Origin of the sequence: Paraperlucidibaca wandonensis, from assembly GCF_042677145.1 — a bacterium.
Lineage (GTDB): Bacteria > Pseudomonadota > Gammaproteobacteria > Pseudomonadales > Moraxellaceae > Perlucidibaca > Perlucidibaca wandonensis.
This window is the reverse complement of sequence record NZ_JBHTIT010000001.1, coordinates 577110-604098: the sequence shown is the minus strand read 5'-3', so window position 1 is coordinate 604098 and position 26989 is coordinate 577110. Positions and strand designations below refer to the sequence as shown.

Annotated in this window: 26 protein-coding genes; 19 read left to right on the top strand and 7 right to left on the bottom strand. The window is 50.4% G+C overall.

Annotated features, from left to right (window positions below; translation table 11 throughout):
• The first annotated feature begins 39 nt into the window (after positions 1-39).
• Complete coding sequence (locus ACFQ0F_RS02710) at positions 40-996, top strand: AraC family transcriptional regulator (protein ID WP_379068859.1); 957 nt, start codon at positions 40-42, stop codon at positions 994-996.
• 95 nt (positions 997-1091) lie between these two features.
• Here ACFQ0F_RS02710 and ACFQ0F_RS02705 read toward each other — a convergent pair whose 3' ends face one another.
• A complete protein-coding gene (locus ACFQ0F_RS02705; RefSeq protein ID WP_379068856.1) occupies positions 1092-1958 on the bottom strand; it encodes a LysR family transcriptional regulator in 867 nt (288 codons plus the stop codon).
• Between the two features lie 164 nt (positions 1959-2122).
• Between ACFQ0F_RS02705 and ACFQ0F_RS02700 the strand changes: the two genes are divergently transcribed.
• Positions 2123-3253 (top strand): S-(hydroxymethyl)glutathione dehydrogenase/class III alcohol dehydrogenase, encoded by a 1131-nt coding sequence (locus ACFQ0F_RS02700; protein WP_379068853.1) that lies wholly within the window; start codon positions 2123-2125, stop codon positions 3251-3253.
• A 285-nt stretch (positions 3254-3538) separates the two neighbouring features.
• Here ACFQ0F_RS02700 and ACFQ0F_RS02695 read toward each other — a convergent pair whose 3' ends face one another.
• Positions 3539-4381, bottom strand: a complete 843-nt coding sequence (locus ACFQ0F_RS02695) for a metal-dependent hydrolase (protein ID WP_340675274.1) — start codon at positions 4379-4381, stop codon at positions 3539-3541.
• Between the two features lie 267 nt (positions 4382-4648).
• Here ACFQ0F_RS02695 and ACFQ0F_RS02690 point away from each other — a divergent pair, with 267 nt between their 5' ends.
• The 8 genes from ACFQ0F_RS02690 to cueR all read left to right on the top strand — a co-directional run bounded on the left by ACFQ0F_RS02690 (position 4649) and on the right by cueR (position 11738).
• Positions 4649-5566, top strand: coding sequence for a crotonase/enoyl-CoA hydratase family protein (locus tag ACFQ0F_RS02690; RefSeq protein ID WP_340675273.1), 918 nt, complete (start codon positions 4649-4651; stop codon positions 5564-5566).
• Positions 5567-5880: 314 nt separating this feature from the next.
• Positions 5881-6684 (top strand): PaaX family transcriptional regulator C-terminal domain-containing protein, encoded by an 804-nt coding sequence (locus ACFQ0F_RS02685; protein ID WP_379068849.1) that lies wholly within the window; start codon positions 5881-5883, stop codon positions 6682-6684.
• A gap of 153 nt (positions 6685-6837) precedes the next feature.
• On the top strand, positions 6838-7221 hold the full coding sequence (locus ACFQ0F_RS02680; protein ID WP_379068845.1) for an HIT family protein: 384 nt from the start codon (positions 6838-6840) through the stop codon (positions 7219-7221).
• 114 nt (positions 7222-7335) lie between these two features.
• Positions 7336-7494, top strand: coding sequence for a helix-turn-helix domain-containing protein (locus tag ACFQ0F_RS02675; protein ID WP_379068842.1), 159 nt, complete (start codon positions 7336-7338; stop codon positions 7492-7494).
• Between the two features lie 110 nt (positions 7495-7604).
• Positions 7605-8813: a cation:proton antiporter gene (locus ACFQ0F_RS02670; protein WP_379068839.1), complete on the top strand. Its 1209-nt coding sequence runs from the start codon at positions 7605-7607 to the stop codon at positions 8811-8813.
• A 94-nt stretch (positions 8814-8907) separates the two neighbouring features.
• Positions 8908-9099, top strand: a complete 192-nt coding sequence (locus ACFQ0F_RS02665) for a heavy-metal-associated domain-containing protein (RefSeq protein WP_379068836.1) — start codon at positions 8908-8910, stop codon at positions 9097-9099.
• Between the two features lie 45 nt (positions 9100-9144).
• Entirely contained in the window at positions 9145-11352 is a 2208-nt protein-coding gene (locus ACFQ0F_RS02660) for a heavy metal translocating P-type ATPase (RefSeq protein ID WP_379068833.1), read from the top strand.
• Positions 11349-11738 (top strand): Cu(I)-responsive transcriptional regulator, encoded by a 390-nt coding sequence (gene cueR, locus ACFQ0F_RS02655; protein ID WP_379068830.1) that lies wholly within the window; start codon positions 11349-11351, stop codon positions 11736-11738. The genes ACFQ0F_RS02660 and cueR overlap by 4 nt, the downstream gene beginning before the upstream one ends.
• A gap of 26 nt (positions 11739-11764) precedes the next feature.
• Here the strand turns inward: cueR and ACFQ0F_RS02650 are convergent, their stop codons facing one another.
• Positions 11765-12118, bottom strand: coding sequence for a hypothetical protein (locus ACFQ0F_RS02650; protein WP_379068827.1), 354 nt, complete (start codon positions 12116-12118; stop codon positions 11765-11767).
• Positions 12119-12214: 96 nt separating this feature from the next.
• On the opposite strand from ACFQ0F_RS02650, the gene ACFQ0F_RS02645 reads away from it, so the two are divergent.
• Positions 12215-12592 (top strand): septal ring lytic transglycosylase RlpA family protein, encoded by a 378-nt coding sequence (locus tag ACFQ0F_RS02645; RefSeq protein ID WP_379068824.1) that lies wholly within the window; start codon positions 12215-12217, stop codon positions 12590-12592.
• Between the two features lie 145 nt (positions 12593-12737).
• The gene (locus ACFQ0F_RS02640; protein ID WP_379068821.1) at positions 12738-14060 is read left to right on the top strand and encodes an MATE family efflux transporter; all 1323 of its coding nucleotides are present in this window, start codon (positions 12738-12740) and stop codon (positions 14058-14060) included.
• A gap of 16 nt (positions 14061-14076) precedes the next feature.
• Here the strand turns inward: ACFQ0F_RS02640 and ACFQ0F_RS02635 are convergent, their stop codons facing one another.
• Entirely contained in the window at positions 14077-14343 is a 267-nt protein-coding gene (locus ACFQ0F_RS02635) for a metal/formaldehyde-sensitive transcriptional repressor (protein WP_449304933.1), read from the bottom strand.
• An 82-nt stretch (positions 14344-14425) separates the two neighbouring features.
• Here ACFQ0F_RS02635 and dmeF point away from each other — a divergent pair, with 82 nt between their 5' ends.
• Entirely contained in the window at positions 14426-15385 is a 960-nt protein-coding gene (dmeF, locus tag ACFQ0F_RS02630; protein ID WP_379068815.1) for a CDF family Co(II)/Ni(II) efflux transporter DmeF, read from the top strand.
• Here dmeF and ACFQ0F_RS02625 read toward each other — a convergent pair.
• Positions 15372-16385 carry an AraC family transcriptional regulator gene (locus ACFQ0F_RS02625; RefSeq protein ID WP_340675261.1) on the bottom strand — a complete coding sequence of 338 codons (1014 nt, stop codon included), beginning with the start codon at positions 16383-16385 and terminating at the stop codon, positions 15372-15374. The genes dmeF and ACFQ0F_RS02625 overlap by 14 nt on opposite strands.
• A gap of 131 nt (positions 16386-16516) precedes the next feature.
• Here ACFQ0F_RS02625 and ACFQ0F_RS02620 point away from each other — a divergent pair, with 131 nt between their 5' ends.
• From ACFQ0F_RS02620 to ACFQ0F_RS02595, 6 genes are all read left to right on the top strand, one after another.
• Positions 16517-18160: a GMC family oxidoreductase gene (locus ACFQ0F_RS02620; protein ID WP_340675260.1), complete on the top strand. Its 1644-nt coding sequence runs from the start codon at positions 16517-16519 to the stop codon at positions 18158-18160.
• 24 nt (positions 18161-18184) lie between these two features.
• Entirely contained in the window at positions 18185-19645 is a 1461-nt protein-coding gene (locus ACFQ0F_RS02615; RefSeq protein ID WP_379068812.1) for a coniferyl aldehyde dehydrogenase, read from the top strand.
• A 250-nt stretch (positions 19646-19895) separates the two neighbouring features.
• Positions 19896-20345, top strand: a complete 450-nt coding sequence (locus ACFQ0F_RS02610; RefSeq protein WP_379068809.1) for a LexA family protein — start codon at positions 19896-19898, stop codon at positions 20343-20345.
• Positions 20311-21615, top strand: a complete 1305-nt coding sequence (locus ACFQ0F_RS02605) for a Y-family DNA polymerase (RefSeq protein ID WP_379068806.1) — start codon at positions 20311-20313, stop codon at positions 21613-21615. Before ACFQ0F_RS02610 ends, ACFQ0F_RS02605 begins: the two co-directional genes overlap by 35 nt.
• 106 nt (positions 21616-21721) lie before the next feature.
• Complete coding sequence (locus ACFQ0F_RS02600) at positions 21722-22666, top strand: MBL fold metallo-hydrolase (RefSeq protein ID WP_379068804.1); 945 nt, start codon at positions 21722-21724, stop codon at positions 22664-22666.
• A gap of 49 nt (positions 22667-22715) precedes the next feature.
• Positions 22716-24974: an ATP-dependent DNA helicase gene (locus ACFQ0F_RS02595; RefSeq protein ID WP_379068801.1), complete on the top strand. Its 2259-nt coding sequence runs from the start codon at positions 22716-22718 to the stop codon at positions 24972-24974.
• Positions 24975-24982: 8 nt separating this feature from the next.
• On the opposite strand, the gene ACFQ0F_RS02590 is transcribed toward ACFQ0F_RS02595, so the two are convergent.
• A complete protein-coding gene (locus ACFQ0F_RS02590; RefSeq protein ID WP_379068798.1) occupies positions 24983-26140 on the bottom strand; it encodes an iron-containing alcohol dehydrogenase in 1158 nt (385 codons plus the stop codon).
• Positions 26141-26176: 36 nt separating this feature from the next.
• On the bottom strand, positions 26177-26875 hold the full coding sequence (locus ACFQ0F_RS02585; RefSeq protein ID WP_340675253.1) for a type 1 glutamine amidotransferase domain-containing protein: 699 nt from the start codon (positions 26873-26875) through the stop codon (positions 26177-26179).
• Between the last annotated feature and the right edge of the window lie 114 nt (positions 26876-26989).

Sequence of the window (26989 nt, the reverse complement as noted above, 5' to 3'; positions counted from 1 at the left end):
CTAAACTTTGTGGTTGGAGCGTATATTCAGCCCATTCTCGTGGCTTACCTTCAACAAGGCGGCCGCTTATCTGCCCTTGCTGATGCTATTTCAGTTAGCGATTTATGGATGATTAACCCTCCGGAAATTGTCGCAGTAGAGGATTACTTTCGACTTTGCCTTAGCGCAAGCGAGCTTCTTCATGATCCCTTGCTCGGTATAAAGGCGGGTCAAAATGCAGGCTTGGAAAACTTCGATGTGCTAGGTGAGGCCCTCGTCAATCTGCGCGCAAAATCTCTGACCTTAGGCCATGCATTGCATCAGGTGATGGCTCTTGAGCGACTGGTACATCGGCTGGGCACCTCTCGCATTGAATCTGACGGTGGAAATATTCGACTGATCTGGCGAGCCCATTTCCAGCAGCACAAGGCTGCGCGATTAGTGTGCGAAAGCGTACTTTCGGGAATTATTCATCTGGCAGAACAGCTGACGGGTCGGCTGATACCCGTAATGGAAGTGTGCTTTATTCATGCAAGGCCCGAAAACCATCAGGAAGCAAAGTACCAGCAAGGATTTCGAGCCCAGTGCCGATTCAGCCAAAGCCATAACAGCATGATGTTTGCAGCTGACGTATTGGCCTGGCCTTTAAAGAACATAGCTCGCCCTTCCGTTGCCGAATCTACTGCAGGGCAAATCGTTGATCAGGTGAAAAACCATATTGGAAAGAACCTACTAAACAGCCCAAAGCTCCCTCAAATAGCCGCTATTCTTGGGCAAAGCGAGCGCAGCTTGCAGCTGCAGCTAAAGCAACAGGGAACCAGTTATCAACAGCTACTGGCCGATGTTCGCTTGCATCATGCTCAGGATTATCTGCAGTATTCGAATTTAAGCATTCTGCAGATCAGTCAGTTACTAGGCTTCAAGGAGCAAAGCTCGTTTAACCACTTTTTTTTGCAAGGCAGTGGCTTATCGCCGAAAAAGTGGCAGAAGGTGAGCCGGGGGGCGCTGACAAGTTAACTTCCAAGCACAGCAATAATTGAACCTTTCGCCTCTCAGCAACCACCGCTCGCCACAAACCGAAAAGGCACTCGATGATACAAACAGTAGAGCAACTACAGTAACCGCTTTGCCAAATAGTCCACTAACAATCGTATTTTCGGTGATAAGTGTCGATTGTGAGGATACACAGCCCAGATCCCCTCTTCGGGCTCTCGGTAATTATCGAGCAATGTAATCAGCTCGCCCGACTCTAGATGCTTGTTAACGTAATAGTCCGGTAGCTGCACGACGCCTAGGCCTTTTAACGCGGCATCCACTAAGCTGTAGCCGCTGTTATAGCGAATTTTACCGACCACCCGAACATTCCTATCTTTACCCAACTCCTTGAAGTGCCAGTAGTCCAGAGTACCTAGCAGGCAGTTATGCTTACTAAGCTCCGTTAAGGAGTACGGCATGCCATACTGGTCAATATAAGATGGTGAAGCACAGACGAAATTTGTTCGATGGCTTAGCTTTTTCGCCATCATGGTAGAGTCGCTCAGCTTGCCGATTCGTATTGCTAAATCAAAACCGCCTTCAATTAGATCAATATTTTGATTGCTCAGAAAAGCCGACACCTCAATGTCGCCGTATTGCACCATGAAGTCATTTACTAAAGGCAGTAATTGCTGCTCTCCATAAGTAACAGGGGCCGTCAGCCGAATCATACCTTGTGGCTTCAAGCTTAAGTTGCTCACGGCCTGCTCAGCTGCATCTAAGCTGTCGAGAACACTACGACAGTGTTGATAATAAACACGCCCCTCCTCCGTTAGCGATACGTTGCGAGTTGTGCGGTAAAGCAGCTTTATGTTCAGTCTTTTCTCTAAAGCACTAACTTGCCGACTGACTTGAGCCGTCGAAATGGCCATTTCTTTTGCGGCTCGGGTAAAGCTCTCATACTCTGCAACGTATACAAATTCAGTAATGCCATCCCACTTCATGATTATTACTCATACGCAAAGGTATTTTACCAAAGACGCACATTATCACTTCTGCAGGAATAAATATAATGACCATCATAAGCTCAAAAATGCTCCTGCCTGTGGCGGCTGAGGTCAGCCAAAATAGAGGAGAAAAACTCATAAACTAAAGAGTACGAACTCCTATGTCAGATCAATTTATTAAATCACGAGCTGCAGTTGCTTGGGGCCCAAACCAGCCACTGTCTATAGAGGAAGTGGATGTCATGCTGCCGCGCAAAGGTGAGGTACTAGTAAAAGTTATTGCTAGTGGTGTATGCCATACCGATGCATTTACTTTATCGGGGGATGATCCCGAGGGGATTTTCCCTGTCATTTTGGGTCATGAAGGTGGCGGCATCGTCGCACAAATTGGCGAAGGCGTTACCAGCGTAGCGGTAGGTGACCATGTCATTCCGCTATACACGCCTGAGTGTGGTGAATGTAAGTTTTGCCTCTCTGGGAAAACCAACCTGTGTCAGAAAATTCGCGAGACACAGGGCAAGGGTCTTATGCCGGATGGAACCACACGCTTTTACAAAGATGGCCAGCCTATTTTTCACTATATGGGTTGCTCAACGTTTTCTGAATACACCGTATTGCCTGAAATTTCTTTGGCAAAAGTGAATAAGGAAGCGCCCCTAGAAGAGGTCTGCCTACTCGGCTGCGGCGTCACAACAGGCATGGGTGCGGTAATGAATACCGCGAAAGTTGAAGAAGGCGCTACTGTCGCTATCTTTGGTCTTGGCGGCATTGGGCTGTCAGCAGTCATCGGGGCAACGATGGCTAAAGCCAGCCGTATTATCGCTATCGATATCAACGAAAGTAAGTTTGAGTTAGCGAAGAAGCTGGGCGCAACTGACTTTATTAACCCGAAAAACCATGACAAGCCTATACACGATGTCATAGTAGAGATGACTGATGGCGGTGTTGACTACTCGTTCGAGTGCATAGGTAATGTAAATCTCATGCGCTCTGCGCTTGAGTGCTGCCACAAAGGCTGGGGCGAGTCGATTATTATTGGTGTTGCCGGTGCCGGGCAGGAAATCTCAACTCGCCCATTCCAGCTAGTCACCGGTCGAGTCTGGCGTGGCTCAGCATTTGGCGGCGTCAAAGGTCGCAGCGAACTGCCAGAATACGTCGAGCGTTATATGAAAGGTGAGTTTCCACTAAAAGACTTCATCACTCACACGATGAACCTGGATCAGATTAACGAGTCATTTGAGCTAATGCACAAAGGCGAAAGCATCCGCACTGTTATTCATTTCAACAAGTAGATAGATACAGTCGCTGCTCCTTTAGCCGGGGCAGCGCTCGAAGGATAGTGGAAAATTGGATTGGGTTTAAAGCCTCCTGTTTCCTCGACAGATATAATTTCATCGAAAAAACTTGTTAGCCCAGAGTTTTTTTATTTTTGAATAAATAAGGCTCAACGATTAGTTAAAAAAGCTACTGAGTTAAATACTGCCGCATGGTTCATTTGAAATTAGAAAGCCTGTCTCGGTGATTTAAATCTACGAGACAGGCTTTCTAAATCAAATAGACTGATTGCCACATCGAATCTACTGCTCAGCACATAACTCACTTCGGAGAGTATGCAAAATAACCTGCGCATCTAAGTCATTAGGATGAAAATCTAATCGATAGTAGTGAAGTAGCTCTGGAAGCAGTTCGGAAAAAAAGCCGTTAGAGCCCCAATAGCTTTTTAAGAAGCGGCTCCAAGAGGCTAAATTAGAAAGTTGCCTGTCTTGGCGCAAGCAAACGATCATGCCAAAAAGCACTGTTGGGGTAATGCCTATCGACACAACTGTCATGGCCAACGCACGTGTAAAATAGCCTCCTCCCGTGCTTTGATAGACATCAAAAGCTACTGCGCGATGCTCCGTCTCCTCCATGGCGTGCCAGAGAATTAATGCCTTAATTCTGTCGTCAACAATGCTTGCCCTAAAGTCATCTCTCTTGGCTATTTGGCTGCTAATCACACCAGTGAAATGCTCTGCCGCTGCGGTTAACGCCAAACGAAATCTCTTCGACAAGTGTTTATTTCCAAGCCTTCTAACTCTTGCTGTGGCTCTATCTAGCGCAGAGACATCAATACCTTGTCTTCTCGCCTCTTCGTTAGCCACATAGTGCTCTTTACCATGCATAGCTTCTTGACCAATAAAGGCGCTGACATTCTTTTGGAGTAGCTCGCCCTTAACTTGATCACGCATATCACGCACAGAATCTACAAAGAAGGCTTCGCCTTCAGGAAAGTAAGCTTGAAAAGCCAGCCAGAGCATGGAGGGCACTGGATCATTATTAATAAAGTACTTATTGATTCCTGTGAAATCAAAGTCCATGCGCCGCACGGGAAAGCTTGCCCCCTTCTGATGAATAGCTTTTGGATTGTATGCACTTGGCATGATGACCACCTCAATTTGATGTTATGCACTAAGAATACGTGTGTCTGAAAATAATGCCGCGCTCATGCTTTTCTTAGCAGACACCATTGTCATGGCATCTCAATAACTAAGAGCCAACTCAGCAGTCTGTCGAGCATGAAGCTACCGACAGGCTAGCGGATGAATTGCTTCACCAAGAGACATATAATTAGATTTCAAGTATCATTACAATGTATTTTTGAAAAATAAATTTACCGTAGCTTTGTTGCCAATCCGTGGAGCACTCGTATGAATAATTTGAAAACAATGACCTTTGAGGTTACTGGCCGTATCGCTCGAATCACACTCAATCGCCCCGCTCGCGGCAACGGCATCACGATGGATATGCCTCGCGAGTTGGCTGCCTGTGTTGAGCGCGCCAATCTTGACCCTAGCGTGCATGTGATTGCGCTCGCTGGAAATGGAACTGGCTTCTGTGGTGGCTATGATTTGGTCGACAGTGCCGAGTCACTGAGCTTCGAGCATCTGAGTCAGAGTGACTTGCCCCCAGGCTCTCCCGCAGACCCCATGGTGCAGATGCAAAACCATCTGCCCGGCCAAACCTGGGACCCGGTTATCGACTATCAGGGCATGAGTCGCAATGTGAAAGGCTTCATGAGCCTGTTTCACAGCGATAAGCCGGTGGTCTGCAAGGTGCATGGTTTTTGTGTGGCGGGTGGGACCGATATGGCACTGTGCTCGGATTTATTGGTAATAGCTGATGATGCCAAAATTGGCTATCCGCCAGCCCGTGTTTGGGGCTCACCAACGACCTCCATTTGGTTTTATCGATTGGGTTTAGAGAAAGCTAAGCGCCTGCTTTTTACCGGTGACTGTTTGTCTGGCAAAGAGGCTCAAGAGTGGGGGTTGGCGATAGAGTCTGCGCCGGCTGCGCAGCTTGATGAGCGCTTTGAGATCCTGCTGGAGCGCATTGCGCGTATGCCGATTAATCAGTTGGTGATGATGAAGTTGCTGCTGAATCAATCCGTTTCGCAGCAAGGCCTACACACCACTCAAATTCTTGGCACCGTATTTGATGGCATTACGCGTCACACGCAAGAAGGTTATGCCTTTCAGCAACGGGCCGCCGAGGCTGGCTTCAAGCAAGCCGTTCGAGAGCGCGATGAACCTTTTGGTGATTTTGGTATGTCTTCATTTAAGGGATGAAAGCAGGTTCCATCAAAGGAAAAAGCAGCGCATCTATGGGGCCACCTCTGTTAGTACGCACATTCAAATCCGTAGAGAAAAGTGCCCCAAAAGCTCACATCGGCAAATGCCTAATAGCGAGAGAAATGGCATTCAAACTTGTAGTAATGACCATCCCAAGTGCACTTTGCCTAAATAATACAGCTTCATATAAGGCACTATAAATATATAACATGTAGCGTTAAAGCATACGCCTCTAACAATAACGTTAAGTAGCTGATGCTTGGCTTTCCTCTCATGGAGTGCTGGATGCCACAACTATTGAGCCTACTCCTATGAAGAAAATGAACACAGCAAGCCCTAAAGATTTGATTTTAAACATATTACTAGCAGCAGAAGGCCGACCTCTCTTGACTCGCGAAGCAGTCGAGGCCTGTGCCTTGTTTGGCATTCCTCCTAGTAGTGTACGCGTGGCACTCGCTCGCTTAAGCGGAGCTGGTCAAATCGAGGCAATCGGTCGCGGCGCGTACCAACTGGGTCCAGCAGCAGCGGAGCTCGCCCGCGAGCTGGGGTCATGGAAGACCATAGAGCAGCGTCTAAAAGAGTGGACTGGGGCCTGGATCATGGTCTGCTCTGGAATGCTGGGTCGCACAAATCGCACCGCTCTGGCTAAACGCCAGCGTGCCTTAAATCTTCTGGGCTTCCAGGAGCTCGATCGAGACATTTATGTCAGACCAGACAATCTGGTCGATGGGCTTGAAGTCATTCGTCAGCGACTACGTCGGCTGGGACTCGAACAAGATGCAATAGTACTGAAAGCTTGTGAGCTAGATGAAGAGCGCGAAGCCCAGGCTCGCAAACTATGGAATAGCCAAAGCCTTACTATTGGCTACAAACAGATCAGAGAACGACTAGAGCATTCGCTCTCAAAAATTGAAGCACTGGAACTCGAAGAGGCCGCACGTGAATCGTTCTTGATTGGTGAGGCTGCGATTCGCCAAATGATTTATGACCCCTTATTGCCGCCTCCTCTAGTAGACGAAGCCGAACGCAGAGCCTGCCTGACAGTAGTGAAACACTACGACATGGTGGGCCATGAAATTTGGCGCCGTATTTCAGATAGCTACCTAACTGAATGAAAGCCTGCTTGACCTGTGAGCTTTCTCTATTAATACAAATAAAGTACATGGGGGTTGTTCTTGTTCACCAAACTCCCATTCACTAAACAGCCTTTGTCGTGATAAACATACTGATGCATATATATTAAATTTTAATTAATCTTGGAGAGATTTATGGCAACATATCATTGTCCTTTTTGCCATATCCGTGCCGAGCAAATTATTGATCAAGATGAGTGGGTATTTGTAATACGTGATGGCTTTCCAGTAACCAGAGGCCATACGCTGATAATTCCAAATCGTCATATTGAAAGTTACTTTGAAACGACTAAAGCCGAGCGTAGAAGCATGGATGAAATGCTCTTCAAGCACCGCGGCGAGCTTGCCCTACAGTACTCGACAGATAGCTTTAACATAGGAATCAATGACGGGCCAATGGCAGGACAAACGATGAAGCACATCCACTTGCATATAATTCCAAGACACTCTGACGACATGCCAGATCCACGAGGTGGGGTTCGTTTCGTTATCCCTGATAAAGCAAAATACTGGCCTTAATGAGATACTAAAAAACTAATTTTTAATTTAAACAGCCATTTAAATATACTAGCTGACCTGATTTTATAGACTTAGTAGCACTAGGCGTTTCAATCTAATCTCGCCCTCTATGCAGTGAACTACCACTGCCCCCTTACGCGCCTTGTGATCGATAAAATACTCTCTATCACCGCCATCGCCAACGAACTTGGCTTCAATGATGCCCGCGATTTTCGCCGAGCGTTCAAACGCTGGACAGGTATGGCGCCCAGTAGCGTTAGGAAGAAGATCTAGTACTTATGCGGCTTGGTCCGAGTAGTTATTGTATTAAGACGCTATAGCGCAAGCTCATTGCTGCTAATCTGAAAAACAATATGTGGCCTAGTCTTGAGGTGTAACTGCGCGTGAACTGGCAAATTATTACCATCTGCGTTGGCATAGTCGCCTGGGCACTGATCTCTCAGCGTTTATCAAAAACTCTGCTGACATTGCCCATGTTATTTGTGGGCTTTGGCTACTTATTGGGTGAGGCTGGCGCAGGGCTTCTCGATATTCGGGTTGATAGCAAGCTGCTTCATATATTTGCCGAGTTCACGCTGGTACTAGTGTTGTTTAGCGATGCCGCCAGCGTGCGACTATCGAGCTTGCGCCGGCATGCCGCCACACCGGCTCGCATGTTGCTGGTTGGCATGCCACTGACAATCGCGTTAGGCACCGCAGTAGTGCACTGGCTATTACCCGAAGTACCACTCGTGCTGGCATTGCTGGTAGCGGCGATCTTAACGCCCACCGACGCCGCGTTGGCGCAACCCATTTTAGCTAGCCTTAAAGTGCCAGAGCACGTGCGCGAAGGCATTAATGTAGAAAGCGGTCTGAATGATGGCCTAGCAGCACCCGTTATTATGATGTCGGCAATATTGGCAGCGCAGGCTACCGGCACCTACATCAACGATGCGCCTGAAAGCCTTTTTCAATTCGTTGCACTACAGCTCATTGTTGGCCCACTCATTGGTGGTGGCATTGGCTACATCCTCGCTCGTTTGCTAGATCGCTGCATTATCAATGGCTATGTGTCGCCCCCTAGCCGCGGCATTGCCGTGCTCGCCGGCGCGCTACTGTGCTTTACCGCCGCCGAGCAGCTAGGTGGCAATGGCTTTCTCGCCGCCTTTGTGGGTGGGCTAACGTTGGGCAACACACTCACTAGCGAGCGCGACTTCATCGTCGAATTTGTAGAGGGCGAAGGTCAAATTCTCACTATCCTGACCTTCATCATTTTCGGCGCCATTTTATTGCCCATTGGCCTTAGCCATATCAGCTGGCAAACCATCCTTCTAGCACTAAGCTTCTTGACGGCAGTGCGCATGCTACCGATATGGCTGTCATTAATAGGCACTGGCATGCCAACTGCACATAAGCTCGCACTCGGCTGGTTTGGGCCGCGCGGACTGGCATCAATTTTGTTTGTATTAGTGGTCGATGAGCAATTTAATTTACCCGGATTCGAGCAGCTAATATCCGTCGTCGTATTAACCGTGCTGATGAGCATCGTATTGCATGGCGCCAGCGCACAACCTATCGCCAACTGGCTGGGGCGGCGTTCTAATTCACGGTAATTTTAAAATCCGCTTGACCTTACCACTATGGAAAGCCTGATCTTAAGGATGCGGCCAGCTGAGGCCGCGCATTGCGACTCATCGGAGAGATACCATGCATACATTTAAAGTTTCAGGAATGGGCTGCGGTAGCTGCGTGGCGAAAATCACTACGGCCATTCATGCGATCGACTCCAAGGCATCTGTTAACGTTGACCTGTCACAAGCTCAGGTGAAAATTGAGTCATCTCTAGCGTATGAGCTACTAGCTAGCGTAATTAAAAACGTCGGCTTTGATGTGCAATAAACAGGTGTAGTAGCCAGATACGATAGCCGACTCAAGGAGCCTCATATGAACAAACTCTCAAGCGAGATAGGCAGTGATAAAACCATGAATGAGCTAGATCTTTTTGTCGATGGCATGACCTGCGCATCTTGTGCCGGCCGTGTTGAAAAGGCGCTCTCCGCTGTCGACGGGGTTGAGTCGGCAACGGTTAATTTAGCCACTGAAAAAGCCCATATCCGCATGAAAGGCAGCGCCTCGCCAACACGCTTCATTGAGGCGATCGTGAATATTGGCTACCAAGCTAGGCTCGTTGAGGACAATGCAGGCCCCGAGGTGAGTAATCGCCATGCACGTGAAAAGCAGCATCTGCTTATTGCAATCTTACTCACGCTGCCTTTAGTCGTTCCCATGCTGGTAGCGCCATTCGGATATGACTGGATGCTGCCGGTCACCCTGCAATGGCTATTAGCCACGCCGGTGCAGTTCATCTTAGGCGCTCGGTTTTATCGCGCTGCCTGGGGTGCGTTAAAGTCGCGGACAGGCAATATGGACCTGCTAGTAGCAATAGGCACGTCGGCAGCTTATGGCCTCAGCGTGTACCACCTAATGGTATCGAGTGCGGCGCACGATCAGGTCTACTTTGAAGCATCGGCAGTCGTGATCACGCTGGTCATGTTGGGCAAATGGCTGGAAAGCAGAGCGAAACAACAGACCACAGAAGCGATTCGCGCACTGCAGGCGCTACGCCCAGATACCGCGCGCATTCGCCAAGATGGCCAAGAGCGCGAAATTCCCTTATCTGAAATCAAGCTAGGCGACATCGTTGCCATTCGCCCCGGCGAGCGTATTCCAATCGACGGCGTCATCACAGAAGGCCAAAGCTTAGTCGATGAATCCATGCTTACTGGCGAAAGTCATCCCGTAGTAAAAGGCGTTGATGACCAAGTGGTGGGCGGCTCAATAAGCACCGATGGCTTGCTGCTAGTAAGCGTGCAGCTGCTTGGCTCTGAAACATTGCTGTCTCGCATTATCAGGATGGTTGAGGATGCGCAGGCTGCAAAAGCTCCCATTCAGCGCCAAGTCGATAAAGTCAGTGCGATCTTTGTCCCCGCCGTTTTAGCTATTGCCGCCTTCACCTTTTTTGCTTGGTGGTTATCGGGCAATAGCATCGAAATTGCCATCATCAATGCCGTCGCAGTCTTAGTTATCGCCTGCCCCTGCGCGCTGGGTCTTGCCACGCCTACTGCCGTGATGGTGGGCACTGGCGTTGCTGCCCGACGAGGGATTTTGATCAAGGATGCAGAAGCCTTAGAGATAACGCATAGCACGCAGATTATTGCCTTCGATAAAACAGGCACTTTGACACTCGGTAAACCTGAGCTCGTGGCTCAAGAAAGCGTGGCTGCTACAGATGACATGCTAACTATAGCCGCCAGCCTTCAAAGCGATAGCGACCATCCATTAGCTCATGCCGTGATGAAAGCGGCAGAGAAAGACCAACTACAGCTGCTGAGTGCTAGCAATAGCCGCGCCATAGCTGGCCGAGGTGTATCTGGCAGCGTGAATAGCATTGAGTATTTGCTGGGTAATAGGCAGCTCATGGAAGAGAGCCATGTCGACATGTCGCCGCTGAAAACCAAGGCCGAAGCATTAGAGGCGGAAGGTTGTACTATCTCTTGGCTAGCGCGCGTGACTGACTCAGCATTACTCGGCTTTATGGCCTTTCGTGATCAAATCAAGCCCGAGGCATTTTCCGCTATACGTCGTCTGCAGCAGCTCGGTATAGAGACCGTGATGATTACAGGGGACAATAAAGGCAGTGCCAATGCCGTGGCCAAGCAGCTTGGCATTGATCATGTGGTGGCTGAAGTATTACCACATGAGAAAGCGCAGGAGATCACTCGCCTTAAAGCACGAGGCGTGACGGCCATGGTGGGTGATGGCATTAACGACGCTCCTGCACTAGCGGCGGCAGATATCAGCATGGCGATGAGCGATGGTAGCGACGTTGCCATGCACACAGCTAAAGTGACCTTAATGCGCGGCGACCCGAGCTTGATCGCAGAAGCCATTGAGATTTCACAATTGACGTGGACGAAAATTCGCCAAAACTTATTTTGGGCATTCGCCTATAACACAGTCGGTATTCCGCTGGCTGCGCTAGGTTATTTAAGCCCTGTCATTGCCGGTGCTGCCATGGCTTTCTCAAGTGTTAGCGTTGTCGCCAACGCCTTATTGTTAAAGACATGGAAGCCATCGAAGGCAGAAAAATGAATATTGGTGAAGCGGCTCGTCAGGCAGGCGTAACAAGCAAGATGATTCGACATTATGAGTCAATCCACTTGATTGCTGCATCACCTCGCACGAACGCGGGCTATCGGATCTACTCGAGTGAAGCTGTGCACGAGCTACGCTTTATCAAGCGCGCACGGCATATGGGCTTCTCATTAGATCAGATTGCTGAGCTGCTATCGTTGTGGCGAGATAAAGGTCGAGCCAGTGCCGAAGTAAAGCAGCTAACCAGCCGTCATATAGATGAGCTCGATGCTCGCATCACGCAGCTGCAAGAAATGCGAGCGTCACTTGAGGCGCTTGCAACTGCCTGCCATGGCGATAATCGACCCGACTGCCCCATCCTAAACAGGCTGGGCAGCGAGTAGTTTCAAGAGATGCACACCACTGCTAATCATTCCTCCGCTACAGCCGGTGCTAATACGATCGTCAGCAGAACAACTGACCGCTTAACCCCAACCAGCGCATGCTCTGTGCCGCCATTTAAGTACACTAGTTCGCCGGGCTTGATGGCGCTGGTTGTACTCGTCGTTTTTAATATAACCTCACCCTCTATGCATTGAATCACTATCGGGCCATTCACACTACAATAGGTCGAATGATGCATATTGGTGCCAGCATCGATCACGAGCCGCGCAAGCTCGAGCCCCGATGTTTTCGTTATCACCTTTGATTTCTCGACAGCTAAGTCATTCGCCCAAGTCTTGAGGCATACAACCTCGCCTTCAGCTGCGTGATGTGTTGCCATATTTGCTCACCCATTTTTGACATGTGGATCGTTGAAGCTTACACCCAGAAAACTAGCATGACTCGGTGCTGGCAAGTTAACCATCAGGAATACGCCATGAAGAAAATACGAATCACGCTATTTACGTTTATGGCCTGTTTAAGCTTATTTGGCTGTAGCACAGCACCCACTAAAAGTGCTGGCTTTACAGCCTCTGGGCAAGCTTCTTTCTACGCCGATAAATTCCAAAACCGTAAAACGGCTAGCGGCGAGCTGTATCAACAAGACAAGCACACCGCTGCTCATAGAAGCCTGACTTTTGGCACTAAGGTAAAGGTTACAAATACTGAAAATGGCGACAGCGTCGTCGTAAGAATTAACGACCGAGGCCCCTTCATTAGAGGCCGAATTATCGACCTATCACAGTCTGCATTTAGCCAAATTTCCCACACACGTTCAGGCGTCATAAATGTCGTCATCAGTCTGGTTCCATAAAGCACTGATGAGCTGCTACCGTAGCAGCGAACTGCCAGAGTACGTCGAGCGCTATATGAAGAGTGAGTTTCCATTGAAAGACTTCATCACTCACACAATGAGTTTGGATCTAATTAGTATTTACACACTCAACATTAGGTAGTTCATGTCGCCCGATCGTCGTCGCACTATTCTTACCTTGGCGCTACCAATTATTGGCGGCATGACTTCGCAAAACATCATGAACTTGGTCGATACCGCCATGGTCGGGTCGTTGGGAGCGAATGCCTTGGCGGCGGTTGGTATTGCCGGCTTCGCAAACTTCATGTGCATCTCGATCATCCTAGGCTTATCGACCGCTGTGCAGGCAACTGCGGCTCGGCGTAAAGGTGAAGGCAACGAGGCCATCATGGCAGGCCCGCTCAATGGCGGCTTACTGCTGGCTGTCGCGATTGGGCTACCGTTATCGATTCTGTTTTATTTGCTCACGCCATGGCTTTTTCCCTATTTAGTGGATGACCCCGCCGTGCAGCCATTGGGCACTGAGTACCTGCAAGTGCGCCTTATCGGCATGATTTTCGTGGGCATGAACTTCGCGTTTCGGGGTTATTGGAACGGTGTCTCCATGCCGCAACTGTATTTCCGTACTTTATTGATCATGAATGTGCTCAACGTCTGCCTTAACTACGTGCTCATTTATGGTCACGCGGGCATTCCCGCTCTAGGCGTCTATGGTGCCGGTCTTGGCACGACGCTCTCGCTAGCCACTGGCACCGCCATCTACTTTTTTCTTGGCCATCGCCATGCATCTGCGCACAGCTTTTTACACGCCCTGCCGAGTAAAAACGTACTCATTAGCATGCTGCGCCTGTCGATACCCTCCTCCATTCAGCAGTTCTTTTTTGCTGCGGGACTTACCGCACTATTTTGGATTATTGGCAAAGTGGGCACCGCCGAATTAGCTGCCGGCAATGTGCTGGTAAATATCATGTTGGTGGCGCTACTGCCGGGCATAGCACTTGGGCTCACGGCGGCCACGCTAGCAGGCCAGGCCATGGGCAAAGGTAATATCGCCGATGCCAAACAATGGGGCTGGGATGTCAGCAAGATCGGCTTTTATTTGCTCGCGGTGCTGGGTATCCCCATGGTGGTCGTGCCCGAACTGCTGCTATCTGTGTTTATTCATGAGACGGAAACGATGCAGCTAGCGATCTGGCCACTGCGCATCATCGGCCTCTTCATTGCCTTCGATGGCGTTGGCATGATTTTGATGAATGCGTTATTTGGCGTTGGCGCTAGCAAAGCCGTCATGAAAGTTTCGCTGCTCATGCAATGGTGCGTATTTCTGCCATTAGCTTGGCTCATTGGGCCGGTATGGGGCGGCGGCCTGATGGCCATTTGGCTATTACAAGTAGCGTACCGCGCAATACAAGTTAGTATTTTTAGCCATATTTGGCGCAAGGGTAACTGGCAAAGTATTAAGGTTTAATAGCCCTGCTTGATACCTACTTAAGATACGAGCGCAGCACCGCAACCACCTGCTCAACGTCCTTGCTACGCTCCTCCGGCGTGACATCAACTGGGCCTAAATGCTCGCGGATATGTCCTTCTAATATCTCTGTCATCAGACCATTCACTGCGCCGCGAATTGCCGCTACTTGCTGCAATATGGCGGCGCATTCGGCCCCACTCTCAATAGCGCGCTCCAAGCTTTCCGACTGGCCTTTGATGCGCCGAATTCTCATTAAGAGCTTTTTATTGTTCTGATGCATATGAGCCATAGCACGTCGTCCTTTATGTAAAATACAATACTGGGGTATAGTATATTGAAATAGCACTTCACGAGCAGATCTAATGTCCAACTTAGCAAGCGCCTCCCGATTCTCGCACGGCCACAGCTTCCACGAAGGTAACCCATCGGCCGAACGCAAAACGCTTATCGTCGTCATAATCACCGCAATAATGATGTGCGCAGAAATTGCTGGCGGCTGGATATACAACTCCATGGCCCTGCTCGCCGACGGCTGGCATATGAGCTCGCACACGCTCGCCTTAGGCTTATCTTTGCTGGCCTATGCCGCCGCAAGGCGCTACGCCAACGATCGCCGCTTCAACTTTGGCACCTGGAAAATAGAAATATTGGGTGGTTACACCAGCGCGATTTTATTGATACTCGTTGCCGGCCTAATGCTTTTCCAGTCATGTGAACGCCTGCTTTCACCAAGCCCAATTTTCTATAACGAGGCCATTGCCCTAGCCAGCCTTGGTCTTGTGGTAAACATTGTTTGCGCATGGCTATTGCGAGATGACCATACGCATGGCCACAGCCATGACGCGCATGAGCACGACGATCATGGCCACGAGCATCATGACCTAAACCTACGCTCAGCCTATATCCACGTCATTACCGACGCCGCCACCTCTGTGCTCGCCATCATCGCCCTTATAGGCGGCAAATTCTGGGGTGCCGACTGGCTTGATCCCACAATGGGAATCGTTGGTGCCGCACTGGTGAGCTTTTGGGCTTATGGCCTAATTCGCGACACTAGCCGCGTCTTGCTTGACGCTGAAATGGATGCGCCGATCGTCAAAGCCATTGAGAAGTCTATCGCCTCAATGAGCCCACGCGCCGAGCTCACTGACCTTCACGTTTGGCGCGTTGCGCAGAAGCAATATGCCTGCATTGTCAGCGTCGTCGCTGAACACCCTTTATCCGTCGATGAGGTGAAACAGGCTCTGATGCATCACCACGCAGTGGCTCATATTAGTGTCGAAATCAATGCCAATTTGCCGCAATCAACTAGTTTGAAGTGATGCTCGCTCGCCTGTCAGCAGGGGATATTCCTGTCCAGCCTTTATAGACTCGTGAAAATGCGCTGTGCTCGGAGTAGCCAAGCAGCATGGCAATATCAGCGATAGATAGCCCGCGATCACGCAGATAACTTTCGGCCAAGCACTGGCGCACCATAGCCAGTTCGGCGCGAAAGCTGCTGTCTGCACTATTCAAAAGCCGCTGTAAGCTCCTGGTCGAACTATGCAGCTTTACGGCCACTGCTGTTAAATCAGGCTCGCCATCGTGCAGCATTCTTGCAATAGCCTGACGCACCTGCGCGATAACCGGCTCAATAGTCGGCGTATTATCGAGCAGCTGAATGGCATGTCGTTCCATTACAGCCACCACGTTTGCATCAGCCGCCATCAACGGTATCTGCATTGCCTCTCTACTAACTCGGATCAGCGCCTCACTCGCACCAAACTGCACCTCACAACCGAACCATTTTAGATAAGGCTCAATGTTTTCAGGTGGTGGCCCTGGAATCGTGATCAGCGTTGCTACATCTCGCCTTCCAGTTAAGGTACGGCCAAGCTGTATGACTATTGCAAGACCCGTTTCGTTAACCAGTCTGCCGGGATCAAATATAGCGGTATCCCAAACCAAATCGACATGGCCTGGCGCCAAATGTGTAGTCATGGAAACCACGTCATAGACAAGCCGCTGATACCTATCTAAGCGCTTAAGTACCTCGGCCAATGTTGGGCAAGCGGTGGCTAAATAACCAAGCGTGCCTAAATGATGTGGCCTAATAGTCTCGGCGACATTTAAACCTAAATCGGGCTCATTAAAGTGACTTACCGCTAAGGCAAGCATGTCACTCCAGAGCTTTACCCGAATCCCGCGTGGGTCTGAACTATCCACGGCCCTGTAAAGCTGACCTAAGATGGCCTGAGGCTGCTCTCCCCTTGACTGTAAGTAGTCATATAGCAGGCTGGCAAAAACCCCTGGCACCCGCTCTGTCTTCTCAGTGTTTATCATTAATTTTTATAGCCACTTCAAGGCCTATTAAAATGGCGCAAATAGTCAAGCGGCGTCAAGCATTAAGCCGCAAACTGGTCTATGCATTATAAAAATAATGGCGAAGCTTTAAGGAACTATCGGACACCAAAATGACAACAAATAATAAAAATCAGCAGTATGACTACGACTATATTGTGGTTGGCTCAGGCTTTGGTGGCAGCGTATCTGCCCATCGCTTAACGGAGAAAAACTACTCCGTTGCCGTAATGGAAATGGGTCGCCGATGGACTCCAGAAAACCTACCAAAGAACAATTGGCAGCTCAGTTCGTGGATATGGCGCCCTATGCTTGGCCTTCGCGGGTTTTTCAATATGTCGTTTTTTCGGCATGTTGTTATTTTGCATGGCAACGCAGTTGGCGGCGGCTCAATAACGTATGCAAACACCCTATTAGTGCCGCCAGATCATGTCTGGGATGACGGCGCTTGGGCTGGCCTAAACGATTGGCATAAAGTCATGCCAACCCACTACGAAACAGCCAAGCGAATGCTAGGTGTTACCGAAAACCGAATCGTTGCACCAGCAGATCTCGCCCTGAAAAAGATGGCCGACGCTTATGGCTGTGGCGACACGTGGTACAAAACCGATGTCGGTGTTTTCTTCGGAGACAAAGACAGTGACGTGCCCGGCCAGTCGTATCCAGACCCCTTCTTTAACGGCGAAGGCCCAGACCGAAACAGCTGTATTGGCTGTGGCGGCTGCATGGTTGGCTGTCGCTATAACGCGAAAAACACGCTAGATAAAAACTATCTGTATCTCGCTGAAAAAAATGGTGCAGAAGTTCACGCAGAAACGAAAGTGGTTGGCGTTAAGCCGCTAAATAACTGCGCTGATGGCGCGAATGGCTATGAAATCACGACGGTGCCTTCTAATTTTCGCGGGCTCTATTTCGGCATTGGAAAGCGCGTTTGGCACTGCAAGTCACTCATATTTGCAGGCTCTTCGCTGGGCACACAAGAGCTACTGTTCAAGCTCAAAGACAACGGCTCGCTGCCGAAAATCTCCGACGAACTTGGTAAGCGCGTTAGAACAAATGCTGAGTCATTAATTGTGGTTCGCGTGCCCGGTAGCACCGAGGACATGTCTAAAGGCATCGCCATCGGCTCCGGCATTCATTTAAGCGATAACACCCATATTGAAGCAACCCGCTACCCTGCCGGTTCAGACTTCATGGGCCTAATGCTAACAGCGCTGACTAAGGGCAAGCCGGGCTGGACTCGTCCGTTTTTGTGGGCTTGGGTGGCCATGAAAATATTGCTGAAAAATCCAATTCGAGCGATTAAAGCGCAAGCTCCTTTTGGCTGGGCAAAAGAGACCATTATTTTTCTCTGCATGCAGACCATCGATGGCTTCATCAATATGCGACTGAGGCGACTATGGTACTGGCCATTTCGAAAAGCCTTAGTCACCGACGGCGAGCGCATACCAACGTTCATTCCTGCCGCCAATGATTTTGCTGAAAAAGGCGCGGAACTATTGGGCGGATTGGCAGGTAGTAGCTTTCCAGAAATCTTCTTCAACACACCGACTACCGCGCACTGCATGGGCGGCTGCTCTATGGGTAAGTCGGCTGAGCACGGCGTGATCGATGGCCAAAACCGAGTTTTCGGCTACCAAAATATGATGGTCTGCGACGGTTCAATGTTAGGTGCCAATCTAGGTGTCAATCCATCGTTAACGATCACCGCGCTCACAGAGCATGCGATGTCGTTGATCCCTGCCAAACCCCAATAATAATGAATAGATTTTGAGCTAAAAATGATCACTAAAGATGAATTAACAGCGCAGTTATCCAACACGCTGGCACGTCAGAAAAAAGCCTTTCGCCAACGCCCAACCCCTATTTCTTATCAAGAGCGAATCGATGCACTTGATCGATTTCAAGCCGCGCTCTATGAGCAACGGCATGACTTAGCGGCAACGATAAATCAGGACTACGGCGGGCGCTCAACAGCAGAAACATTGCTGATGGAAATCTTCGTCATCATCGATGAAATTCGCCACACCAAAAGGCATTTGCGGAAATGGATGGCGCCCAATCACGTCATGCCAAACTGGCAATTTCTGCCCGGCAGAGCACGCTACGTTTATCAGCCATTAGGCGTTATTGGGGTCATGGGAGCCTGGAACTACCAGCTCTTGCTCGCACTATCGCCAATGATTGGCGCCATCTCTGCCGGCAACCATGTCATGGTCAGGCCATCAGAGTTAGCGCCATTGACCGCCGAACTCATGCGGAAAATCATCGCCGATTGCTTTCCCGAAGAATACGTAACCGTCATTACCGGCGGGCTCGAAGTGTCGCAAGCGTTTTCCACACTGCCATTCGACCACCTTATTTTCACCGGCTCGACCAATGTCGGCAAAATTGTTATGCGCAATGCAGCCGAGCACCTTACGCCGGTAACGCTTGAGTTAGGCGGCAAATCGCCCGCGCTTATCGGTGAAAATTACGACCTTAAATCGGCTGCGCAAGCGGTACTTCACGGAAAGCTGTCTAATGCCGGCCAAACCTGCGTAGCGCCTGACTATGTACTAGTCCACGAAAAATCGCGTGACGAATTCGTACAGCACTGTGTTGATGCGGCGGCTACGTACTATCCGAGCCTGGTGAACAATCCAGACTACACGCATATTATTTCAGCTCGCCATTATCAGCGTCTGGAAAAAATCACTGCCGAGATCACTAGCAAGTCGGGCAAGGTTGTCACTGTTAACCCAGCTAACGAAGCCTGCACCATCGAAAATGGCGTATTTCCACCCACTATCGTTTATGACTGTGCTGATGATTGTGTGGCGCTGAACGAAGAGATCTTTGGCCCCATCTTGCCTATCGTCACCTACCGCACGCTAGACGAGGCCATCGAATACATTAATGACCGACCACGACCATTGGCGCTGTATTACTTCAACCGTAATAGAGCACTGAACAAAAAAGTCATCGATGGCACATTATCCGGCGGCGTAACCATCAACGGCTGCCTCTATCACCTCGTGCAAAACAACTTACCGTTTGGTGGCGTTGGCGACTCGGGAATGGGCGCGTATCACGGCCATGACGGCTTCCAAACATTCTCGAAGAAAAAAGCTATTTTCTATCAAAGCCGCTTCAGTTTGAGCAAGCTCCTTAGACCGCCTTATGGCCCATTGTTCAGCTTCTTTGTTGGCACGCTAATGCGAAACTGGCCAACAAAAGAAAATCTCGACAGCAAGAAGTAGTAATTGCTTTAGGGGTGGTGGACTAATGGTTTATCGGCCACCACCCCTTACCAGCTTGTCAGGGCCTTTGGGGCTCCGTGCAGTTTTCGATGATCTCGCCAGACGTACCAGGTGAGACTGCCGCGCTCTCCTGTGATGCGCTTGGGCATGCCATCAGGCTACTCAAGCGACAACCATCAGCCGCCATGAAAGCTCGCCTGCCTCACACAAATTATTGACGGCTTAGTGCTTGCAAGCAGATACTGTCCGCATGAACAGCATTATCGGCACCCCCGCACTTTCCGCTTCGCACCCACGCCTGCCATTGCTGCAAGGCTTCGTGCCGGCTGGCTTTCCATCGCCTGCCGCCGACTATGTGCAAAACACTATTGATCTCCACGAGCGCCTCATTCACAACCCAGAGGCCACGTTCTTCATTCGCGTTAGTGGCGACTCCATGATTGATGTCGGTATCGTCGATGGCTCTGTACTGATCGTAGACGCCTCACGCCCTCCAGTGTCTGGAGACGTTGTGGTGGCCAGTATCGATGGTCAACTCACGGTTAAGCGCTTCAAACGTGTTGCCGATCGCTATGAGCTGCATGCCGAAAATGCACAGCGCCCCTACCCCGTATTGCACCCGACTGAAGAGCTGCAAATCTTTGGTGTGGTGACGAGTCATATCGTTGAGCACGTCACGCTCACACGGCCGCGTCGCTGATATGCCGACCTACGCCTTAGTCGATGCCAATAATTTCTACGCGACTTGCGAGAAGATCTTTGATCCGTCATTAGCGAATGTGCCTCTGGTGGTGCTGTCGAACAATGACGGCTGCATTGTGGCGCGATCAGCGGAGGCCAAGATATTGGGCATTCCCATGGCTGCGCCGATGCATCAGTGGAAAGGCTTTTGCGCAAAACATGGCGTGGCTATTAAGAGCTCGAACTACACGCTCTATGGCGACATGAGTGCGCGTATGTTGGCGATTTTGCAAAAGCTTTGCCCTGAGGTCGAAAGCTATTCCATCGATGAGTCGTTTTTGAAACTGGATGGCTTTGGTGATGTCACTGCTATGGGGCACGAGATACGCCAGACCTTGCAGCAGCACATCAAAGTGACCTGCGGTGTCGGCATTGGGCCCAGTAAAACGTTGGCAAAATTCGCCAATCACATTGCCAAGAAACACCCTGAGTACGGCGGCGTGTTTTCAGTGCAAGGCGTCACTGAAGCTGTGTTCGAAAAGCTTATGGCGAGCTACTCAGCAGGCGAGGTGTGGGGCGTAGGACGCCAATTGAGTAAGCGATTAGCTGCCGATGGTATTGAGACGGTGTTGGACTTATCGCGCTGTGATGCCAAGGCCATTCATCAGCGCTATGGCGTGGTGCTGGCCAAAACCGTTCGTGAGCTTCGCGGCGAGGCGTGTATTAGTTTTGAGGATATTGCAGCACCCAAACAGCAGATCATTTCTTCTCGATCATTTGCTACCTGCCTTACCGAGTTTCAGGCGATACAGGCCGCGGTGTCTCACCACCTTAGTCGAGCGGCCGAGAAGCTAAGGGCGCAAAACTCCGTGTGCTCGCATGTGTATGTGATGATCAATACCAATCGATTTCGCGAGCAAGACCCGCAATATCGGCAAACGATTTTGACGCCACTGCCCCACCCTTCGGCCGACACATCGGTGCTGATGAAAGCCGCAATGGCAGGTCTTCGTAAAGGCTTTGTGACAGGGTTTCGTTACCACAAGTGTGGTGTCATATTGGGCGAGATTGGCCAGGCAGATGACCAGCAAACTGATCTTTTTGCCACAGTCGATGACCCCAAGCGGCTGCGGCTGATGAGCCTAATGGATAGCATTAATAAGCATCAGGGCGCAGGCACACTGCACGTCGCTAGCACGCAATTGAGTGATGCCTGGCATATGCGGGCCAATAATCGCTCGCCGCGCTACACCACGTGCTGGGATGAGTTTCCGGTGGCGTATGCTTAGGCGCATATAGATTAAGTGGCGGATCTCAACCATGGAGCCGAGCCATCAGCTTTAAGCTCATTCAGTTAAACTTACCAGAACTCCGATTTTCAACAGGAAACCAATCATGAAACATACGTTTATGGCGATAGCACTGGCGGCGTTGACTGCCAGCACACAGGCGTTTGCCGCCGCAGAGCCATTGAAAGCGCAAGCCCCCGGCTTCTACCGCATGATGCTTGGGCAAACTGAAGTCACGGTGCTAAATGATGGCACCGTCGACTTACCCGTCGATCAGCTATTGCAGCAAGATGCCGCGAAAACGATTGCCGCACTCCAGAAGGTGCATCAGACCGCGCCGCTAGAAACCTCGGTAAATGCTTACCTAATAAACACCGGCAAAAAGCTTGTGCTAATTGACGCCGGCGCCGGCAGCTTGTTTGGCCCAACACTAGGCAATGTCAGTAAAAATCTAGCGCTAGCCGGCTACACGCCCGAGCAAGTTGACGAAATTTATATCAGCCATATGCATGCCGACCATGTCGGCGGCCTAAGCAAAGACGGCAAAATGGTCTACCCTAATGCCACCGTGCGAGCCGATGCTACAGAGGCTGCGTATTGGCTTAGCGAGGCTGAAATGGCGAAAGCGCCAGACGATAAAAAAGGCTTTTTTAAGAATGCGATGGCATCACTAAAGCCCTACCAAACGGCGAATCGCTTAAAGACCTTTTCTGGCAAAACCGAGTTAGCAGCAGGCATTGCCGCACAGCCGAGCGCAGGCCATACGCCAGGTCATATCAGCTATATGGTGCAAAGCGGTGATCAGCGCTTATTGGTGCTCGGCGACATCATTCACGTTGCCGCCGTACAGTTTGATCGACCTGAAGTGACGATCGCTTTTGACTCAGATGCGACTGCGGCTAAAAAGCAGCGTTTGGCGTTATTTAAGCAAGCGACGGAAACTGGCTTACTCGTTGGCGCAACGCATTTGCAATTCCCATCGTTGGGCTACATAAACGCCAACGGTAAAGGCTACCGCTGGGTGCCATTGAACTATCAGCGCATCAAGTAACTCAGCGCATCTGCCCTAGCGGGCCGTTAATGGCTTGCTGGGAGGCAGCATGAATTATCGCGTTGCCGTGCGCTCATTGTGCGAATTTACGGCTAAGACCGGCGATCTAGACCTGCGCTTTACGCCCGCGCCTAGCCCTGAAGAAGGCATGCATGGTCATCGTGTTGTGCAGCATCGACGCCCCAATTATTACGAAGCTGAGATAGACCTTAAAGCGCATTATCCGGGCTTAGAAGTTATTGGCCGCGCCGATGGCTACGACCCAGAACTCAACCGCTTAGAAGAGATCAAAACCCACCGCAGTGATATTGAGCGCATCCCTGACAATCATCGTGCGCTTCATCGCGCACAAGCCTTGATTTACGGCCACATGCTCTGCAGCCAGCGCGGCCTTAAATCATTAGAAGTCGCCGTGGTTTACTACCACGTGATCACCGCGGAAGAGACTACGGAGCCGGAGACGTTTAGCGCGGCGGACTTAGCTTTGTTTTTCAATATGCATTGCGAGCGCTTTTTAGCGTGGGCAGAACAGGAAACCGCGCATCGTGAAGCGCGTAATCAGTCGCTCGATGTACTTGAGTTTCCACATGCCACTTACCGCGATGGCCAGCGCGACTTGGCCAAGGCCGTTTATCGTGCGGTGAAACATGAGCACGCTTTACTGGCACAGGCCACCACCGGCATCGGCAAAACGCTGGCTACTATTTTTCCTCAGCTGAAGGCGATGCCGGCATCGAACATCGATAGGCTATTTTTTCTCACCGCGAAAACACCCGGCCGGCAATTAGCCCTCGGCGCATTTCACACGCTGCGCGAACATCACCCATTGCTGCGCATTCGTGTTTTAGAGTTAGTTGCGCGCGAAAAAGCCTGCATTTATCCAGATCGCGCCTGTCATGGCGAGTCTTGCCCCTTGGCTGAAGGTTTTTATGATCGTTTGCCAGATGCGCGCGCCGAAGCCGTTAAGGCCGCGTGGCTAGACCAAAAACGAGTGAGTGAGATTGCTCAGACTCATTCGATTTGCCCCTACTACTTGAGCCAAGCCATCGCCCCCTGGGCCGATGTTTGCGTCGGTGACTACAATTATTATTTCGACATGAGTGCCATGCTCTACGCGCTCACGGTGCTCAACGAATGGCGCATTACGCTACTGGTCGATGAGGCGCATAACCTGATCGAACGCGGGCGCGGCATGTACACGGTATCGCTGAGCCAACACGCGCTGATTAGCGCCTTTGATGCCAGTCCATCTGCACTCAAACGCAGACTCACCGATCTTAATGCGGTTTGGCATCGGCGCTTTCGCGACTTCACTAATGGCTATACAGCACTTGCCGACGTGCCTGATGAGCTGATCAAAGCCCTACAAGTTGTGGTCAGCCACATCACCGATTGGCTTAGTGACAACCGCCAAATGGCGCCTGAGATTTTACGTTTCTACTTCGATGCGCTGCTGTTTCTTCGGCTCGCTGAGCAGTACGGCGATCACGCGCTATGTGACGTCATCATTGATGATCCAAAAGACCCGAGCACGCTCAGCACAGTGAGCATTCGCAATATTTTGCCAGCACATTATTTGCGCCCACGATTTGCTACTGCCATCAGCTCTACCTTGTTTTCGGCGACGCTGAACCCGACTGATTTTTATCGCGATATGTTGGGTATGCCTGACTCCACTAAAGCGATCGATGTCGACTCGCCGTTTTCGTCAGCGCAGCTGCGCGTTCGCATTGCGACGAATATATCCACACGCTATCAAAATCGAGCGCAAAGCTTACCGGCTGTCTGTGAGCTAATAGCCAAGCAATGCGCTGAGCAGCCTGGCAACTATTTGGCCTTTTTTAGCAGCTACGACTATCTGGCCGCCGCCGAGCAGCATCTCGCTAAATGCTACCCCGAGCTGTGTTTACGGCTACAACAGCGCGATATGAATGAGGCGAATCGGCAGGCTTTTGTTGACAGCTTTGGCAATGATAGTGAGCAGCTGGGGCTAGTCGTATTAGGCGGCGCTTTTGGTGAGGGCATCGACTTGCCGGGCAAGCGTTTAATTGGCGCGTTTGTCACCACGCTGGGCATGCCATCACCAACCGATATTAATAAGATTATCGAAACGCGAATGGAGGCGCAGTTTGGCAGCGGCTTCGATTACACCTACCGCTTCCCTGGCCTGCAAAAAGTGGTTCAGGCCGCTGGCCGCGTTATTCGCGACACCAGCGATACCGGCGTTGTCTATCTACTCGATGACCGTTACGCCAGACCTGAAAACCTCAATTTGCTACCTTCGTGGTGGCAAATTGAGGGGGTTTAGCTAAATCATCACAGCGCAGCGATTAAGATCTCGCGGCTTATCTCGGGCGTGATGGCCTTCTGCTCACCGAGTTTGACCATGCCATGCTGAGTAAGTTTAGCGATCAAACCATCAATCGCGGCCTCGCCTAAGTCCACATGCGATAGGCGTGTTGGTACTTGCATGGCAGTGAAAAATTGCTCAGTTAGCTCAATGGCGCGTTGAATGCGCGACTCTTCGTCGCCATCAGTCAGGCCCCATATCCGCTCTGCGTACTGCAGCAGTTTCTCGCGTTTCGCTTCCTTACGAACTTTCATCACGGCAGGCAATACGATCGATAGCGTGCGAGCATGATCAATGCCATAAGCACCGGTTAGCTCGTGCGCAATCATGTGCGTAGACCAGTCTTGCGGTACGCCTGAGCCAATTAAGCCATTTAAAGCCATGGTTGCCGCCCACATAATATTGCCGCGAATAGCCAAGTCGTTTTTAGTCTCGACAGCTAATGCTTTCGGGCCTTCTTCAATAAGCGTAAGCAGCAAGCCCTCGGCGAAACGGTCTTGCACTTTGCCGTTCACGCTATACGTGAGGTATTGCTCCATAGTGTGAATAAAGGCATCAACGACACCGTTGCTGATTTGACGATCAGACAAAGACAGCGTTACTGCAGGGTCTAGCACGGCAAATAACGGCCTCACCAATGGGCTGCTAAAAGGCAGCTTATTGCCGTCACGAGTGACCACCGCGCCAATATTCGACTCTGAGCCGGTGGCAGGCAGCGTTAAGACACAGGCAAGCGGTAATGCCTTTGTGATGGGCTGCCCTTTAGCGACAAAATCCCAAGGATCATCGCCCTCAAACACGGCTGCAGCGGCGATAAACTTAGTGCCGTCAACGACAGAGCCGCCGCCAACCGCTAGCAGGAAATCAATACCATGCTCGCGAATCGGGTCTAGCGCTTTCATTAAGGTTTCGTAGCTTGGGTTGGGCTCAATCCCGGAAAACTCAAACCAGGTGTGCTCGCTCAATGCGGCAGTAATTTGATCATAGACACCATTGGTTTTAATTGAGCCGCCACCGTAGGTAACTAAAACCTTAGCGTCTTTCGGAATAGCTTGGCTTATCGCCTGAATTTGACCTTCGCCAAACAGTATTTTCGTGGTGTTTTGAAAACTAAAATTCAACATGTTTATTTCCTTATCTATTCAATGAAGCTGGCTAGCTTAGGAGGCTAGTGCAGCAAGTAATTTTTCTGCCGCAAGTTCAGAGCTTGCAGGATTTTGGCCAGTAATCAGTAAGCCATCTTGAACAGCAAATGCTTGCCAATCGCCTACTTTTTGGTAGTCACCACCGCGCTTAATTAGCTCGCTCTCTAGTAGAAATGGCACTACATCTGTTAATTGCACAGCATCCTCTTCGCTGTTACTAAAGCCGGTTACCGCTTTACCTTTAACGACGTAGTCGCCAGCAGCATCTTTAATGTTCAAAAAGGCTGCGGTTGCATGGCATACCGCAGCAACGGGTTTATTGGCTAACAGGAAAGACTCAATTAAAGCGATGGAGTCGCTACTGTCGGTTAAATCCCACAATGGACCATGTCCGCCGGGATAAAACACTGCGTCATAATCTGCTGCATTAACATCGGCCAGCTTTGCCGTTTTTGCCAACAAGGCCTGCCCTTCTACATCATCATCAAAGCGGCGGGTTGCCGGCGTTTGAGCATCTACTGATTCACTTTTGGGATCGATAGGCGGCTGACCGCCTGCTGGTGACGCGAGTGTGATGTGAACGCCTGCATCAACAAATGTGTAGTAAGGGGCAGCAAACTCCTCAACCCAAAACCCAGTTTTCTCCCCGGTATTACCCAGATCGGCATGAGAGGTAAGGACCATCAATACCTTTTTAGCATTTGCGTTAGTCATGATTTATGTACTCCTATACATCGTGAATGAGTGGCTTACTGTTTCAGCCTCTAACCTTGGCATGCAGTGTATTGGCGCGCGTCTAATCGAACAATACGGATAGAATTGACTACA

Bases quoted from the DNA above. Each gene is read 5' to 3' on its own strand.
- ACFQ0F_RS02685 (WP_379068849.1), top strand. From the start codon at position 5,881: ATGAAGAAAATGAACACAGCAAGCCCTAAAGATTTGATTTTAAACATA.
- ACFQ0F_RS02680 (WP_379068845.1), top strand. From the start codon at position 6,838: ATGGCAACATATCATTGTCCTTTTTGCCATATCCGTGCCGAGCAAATT.
- ACFQ0F_RS02610 (WP_379068809.1), top strand. From the start codon at position 19,896: ATGAACAGCATTATCGGCACCCCCGCACTTTCCGCTTCGCACCCACGC.
- ACFQ0F_RS02595 (WP_379068801.1), top strand. From the start codon at position 22,716: ATGAATTATCGCGTTGCCGTGCGCTCATTGTGCGAATTTACGGCTAAG.
- ACFQ0F_RS02705 (WP_379068856.1), bottom strand. From the start codon at position 1,958: ATGAAGTGGGATGGCATTACTGAATTTGTATACGTTGCAGAGTATGAG.
- ACFQ0F_RS02620 (WP_340675260.1), top strand. From the start codon at position 16,517: ATGACAACAAATAATAAAAATCAGCAGTATGACTACGACTATATTGTG.
- ACFQ0F_RS02690 (WP_340675273.1), top strand. From the start codon at position 4,649: ATGAATAATTTGAAAACAATGACCTTTGAGGTTACTGGCCGTATCGCT.
- ACFQ0F_RS02625 (WP_340675261.1), bottom strand. From the start codon at position 16,385: ATGATAAACACTGAGAAGACAGAGCGGGTGCCAGGGGTTTTTGCCAGC.
- ACFQ0F_RS02645 (WP_379068824.1), top strand. From the start codon at position 12,215: ATGAAGAAAATACGAATCACGCTATTTACGTTTATGGCCTGTTTAAGC.
- ACFQ0F_RS02665 (WP_379068836.1), top strand. From the start codon at position 8,908: ATGCATACATTTAAAGTTTCAGGAATGGGCTGCGGTAGCTGCGTGGCG.
- ACFQ0F_RS02635 (WP_449304933.1), bottom strand. From the start codon at position 14,343: ATGCATCAGAACAATAAAAAGCTCTTAATGAGAATTCGGCGCATCAAA.
- ACFQ0F_RS02660 (WP_379068833.1), top strand. From the start codon at position 9,145: ATGAACAAACTCTCAAGCGAGATAGGCAGTGATAAAACCATGAATGAG.
- ACFQ0F_RS02615 (WP_379068812.1), top strand. From the start codon at position 18,185: ATGATCACTAAAGATGAATTAACAGCGCAGTTATCCAACACGCTGGCA.
- ACFQ0F_RS02590 (WP_379068798.1), bottom strand. From the start codon at position 26,140: ATGTTGAATTTTAGTTTTCAAAACACCACGAAAATACTGTTTGGCGAA.
- ACFQ0F_RS02640 (WP_379068821.1), top strand. From the start codon at position 12,738: ATGTCGCCCGATCGTCGTCGCACTATTCTTACCTTGGCGCTACCAATT.
- ACFQ0F_RS02585 (WP_340675253.1), bottom strand. From the start codon at position 26,875: ATGACTAACGCAAATGCTAAAAAGGTATTGATGGTCCTTACCTCTCAT.
- dmeF (WP_379068815.1), top strand. From the start codon at position 14,426: ATGTCCAACTTAGCAAGCGCCTCCCGATTCTCGCACGGCCACAGCTTC.
- cueR (WP_379068830.1), top strand. From the start codon at position 11,349: ATGAATATTGGTGAAGCGGCTCGTCAGGCAGGCGTAACAAGCAAGATG.
- ACFQ0F_RS02700 (WP_379068853.1), top strand. From the start codon at position 2,123: ATGTCAGATCAATTTATTAAATCACGAGCTGCAGTTGCTTGGGGCCCA.
- ACFQ0F_RS02695 (WP_340675274.1), bottom strand. From the start codon at position 4,381: ATGCCAAGTGCATACAATCCAAAAGCTATTCATCAGAAGGGGGCAAGC.
- ACFQ0F_RS02650 (WP_379068827.1), bottom strand. From the start codon at position 12,118: ATGGCAACACATCACGCAGCTGAAGGCGAGGTTGTATGCCTCAAGACT.
- ACFQ0F_RS02600 (WP_379068804.1), top strand. From the start codon at position 21,722: ATGAAACATACGTTTATGGCGATAGCACTGGCGGCGTTGACTGCCAGC.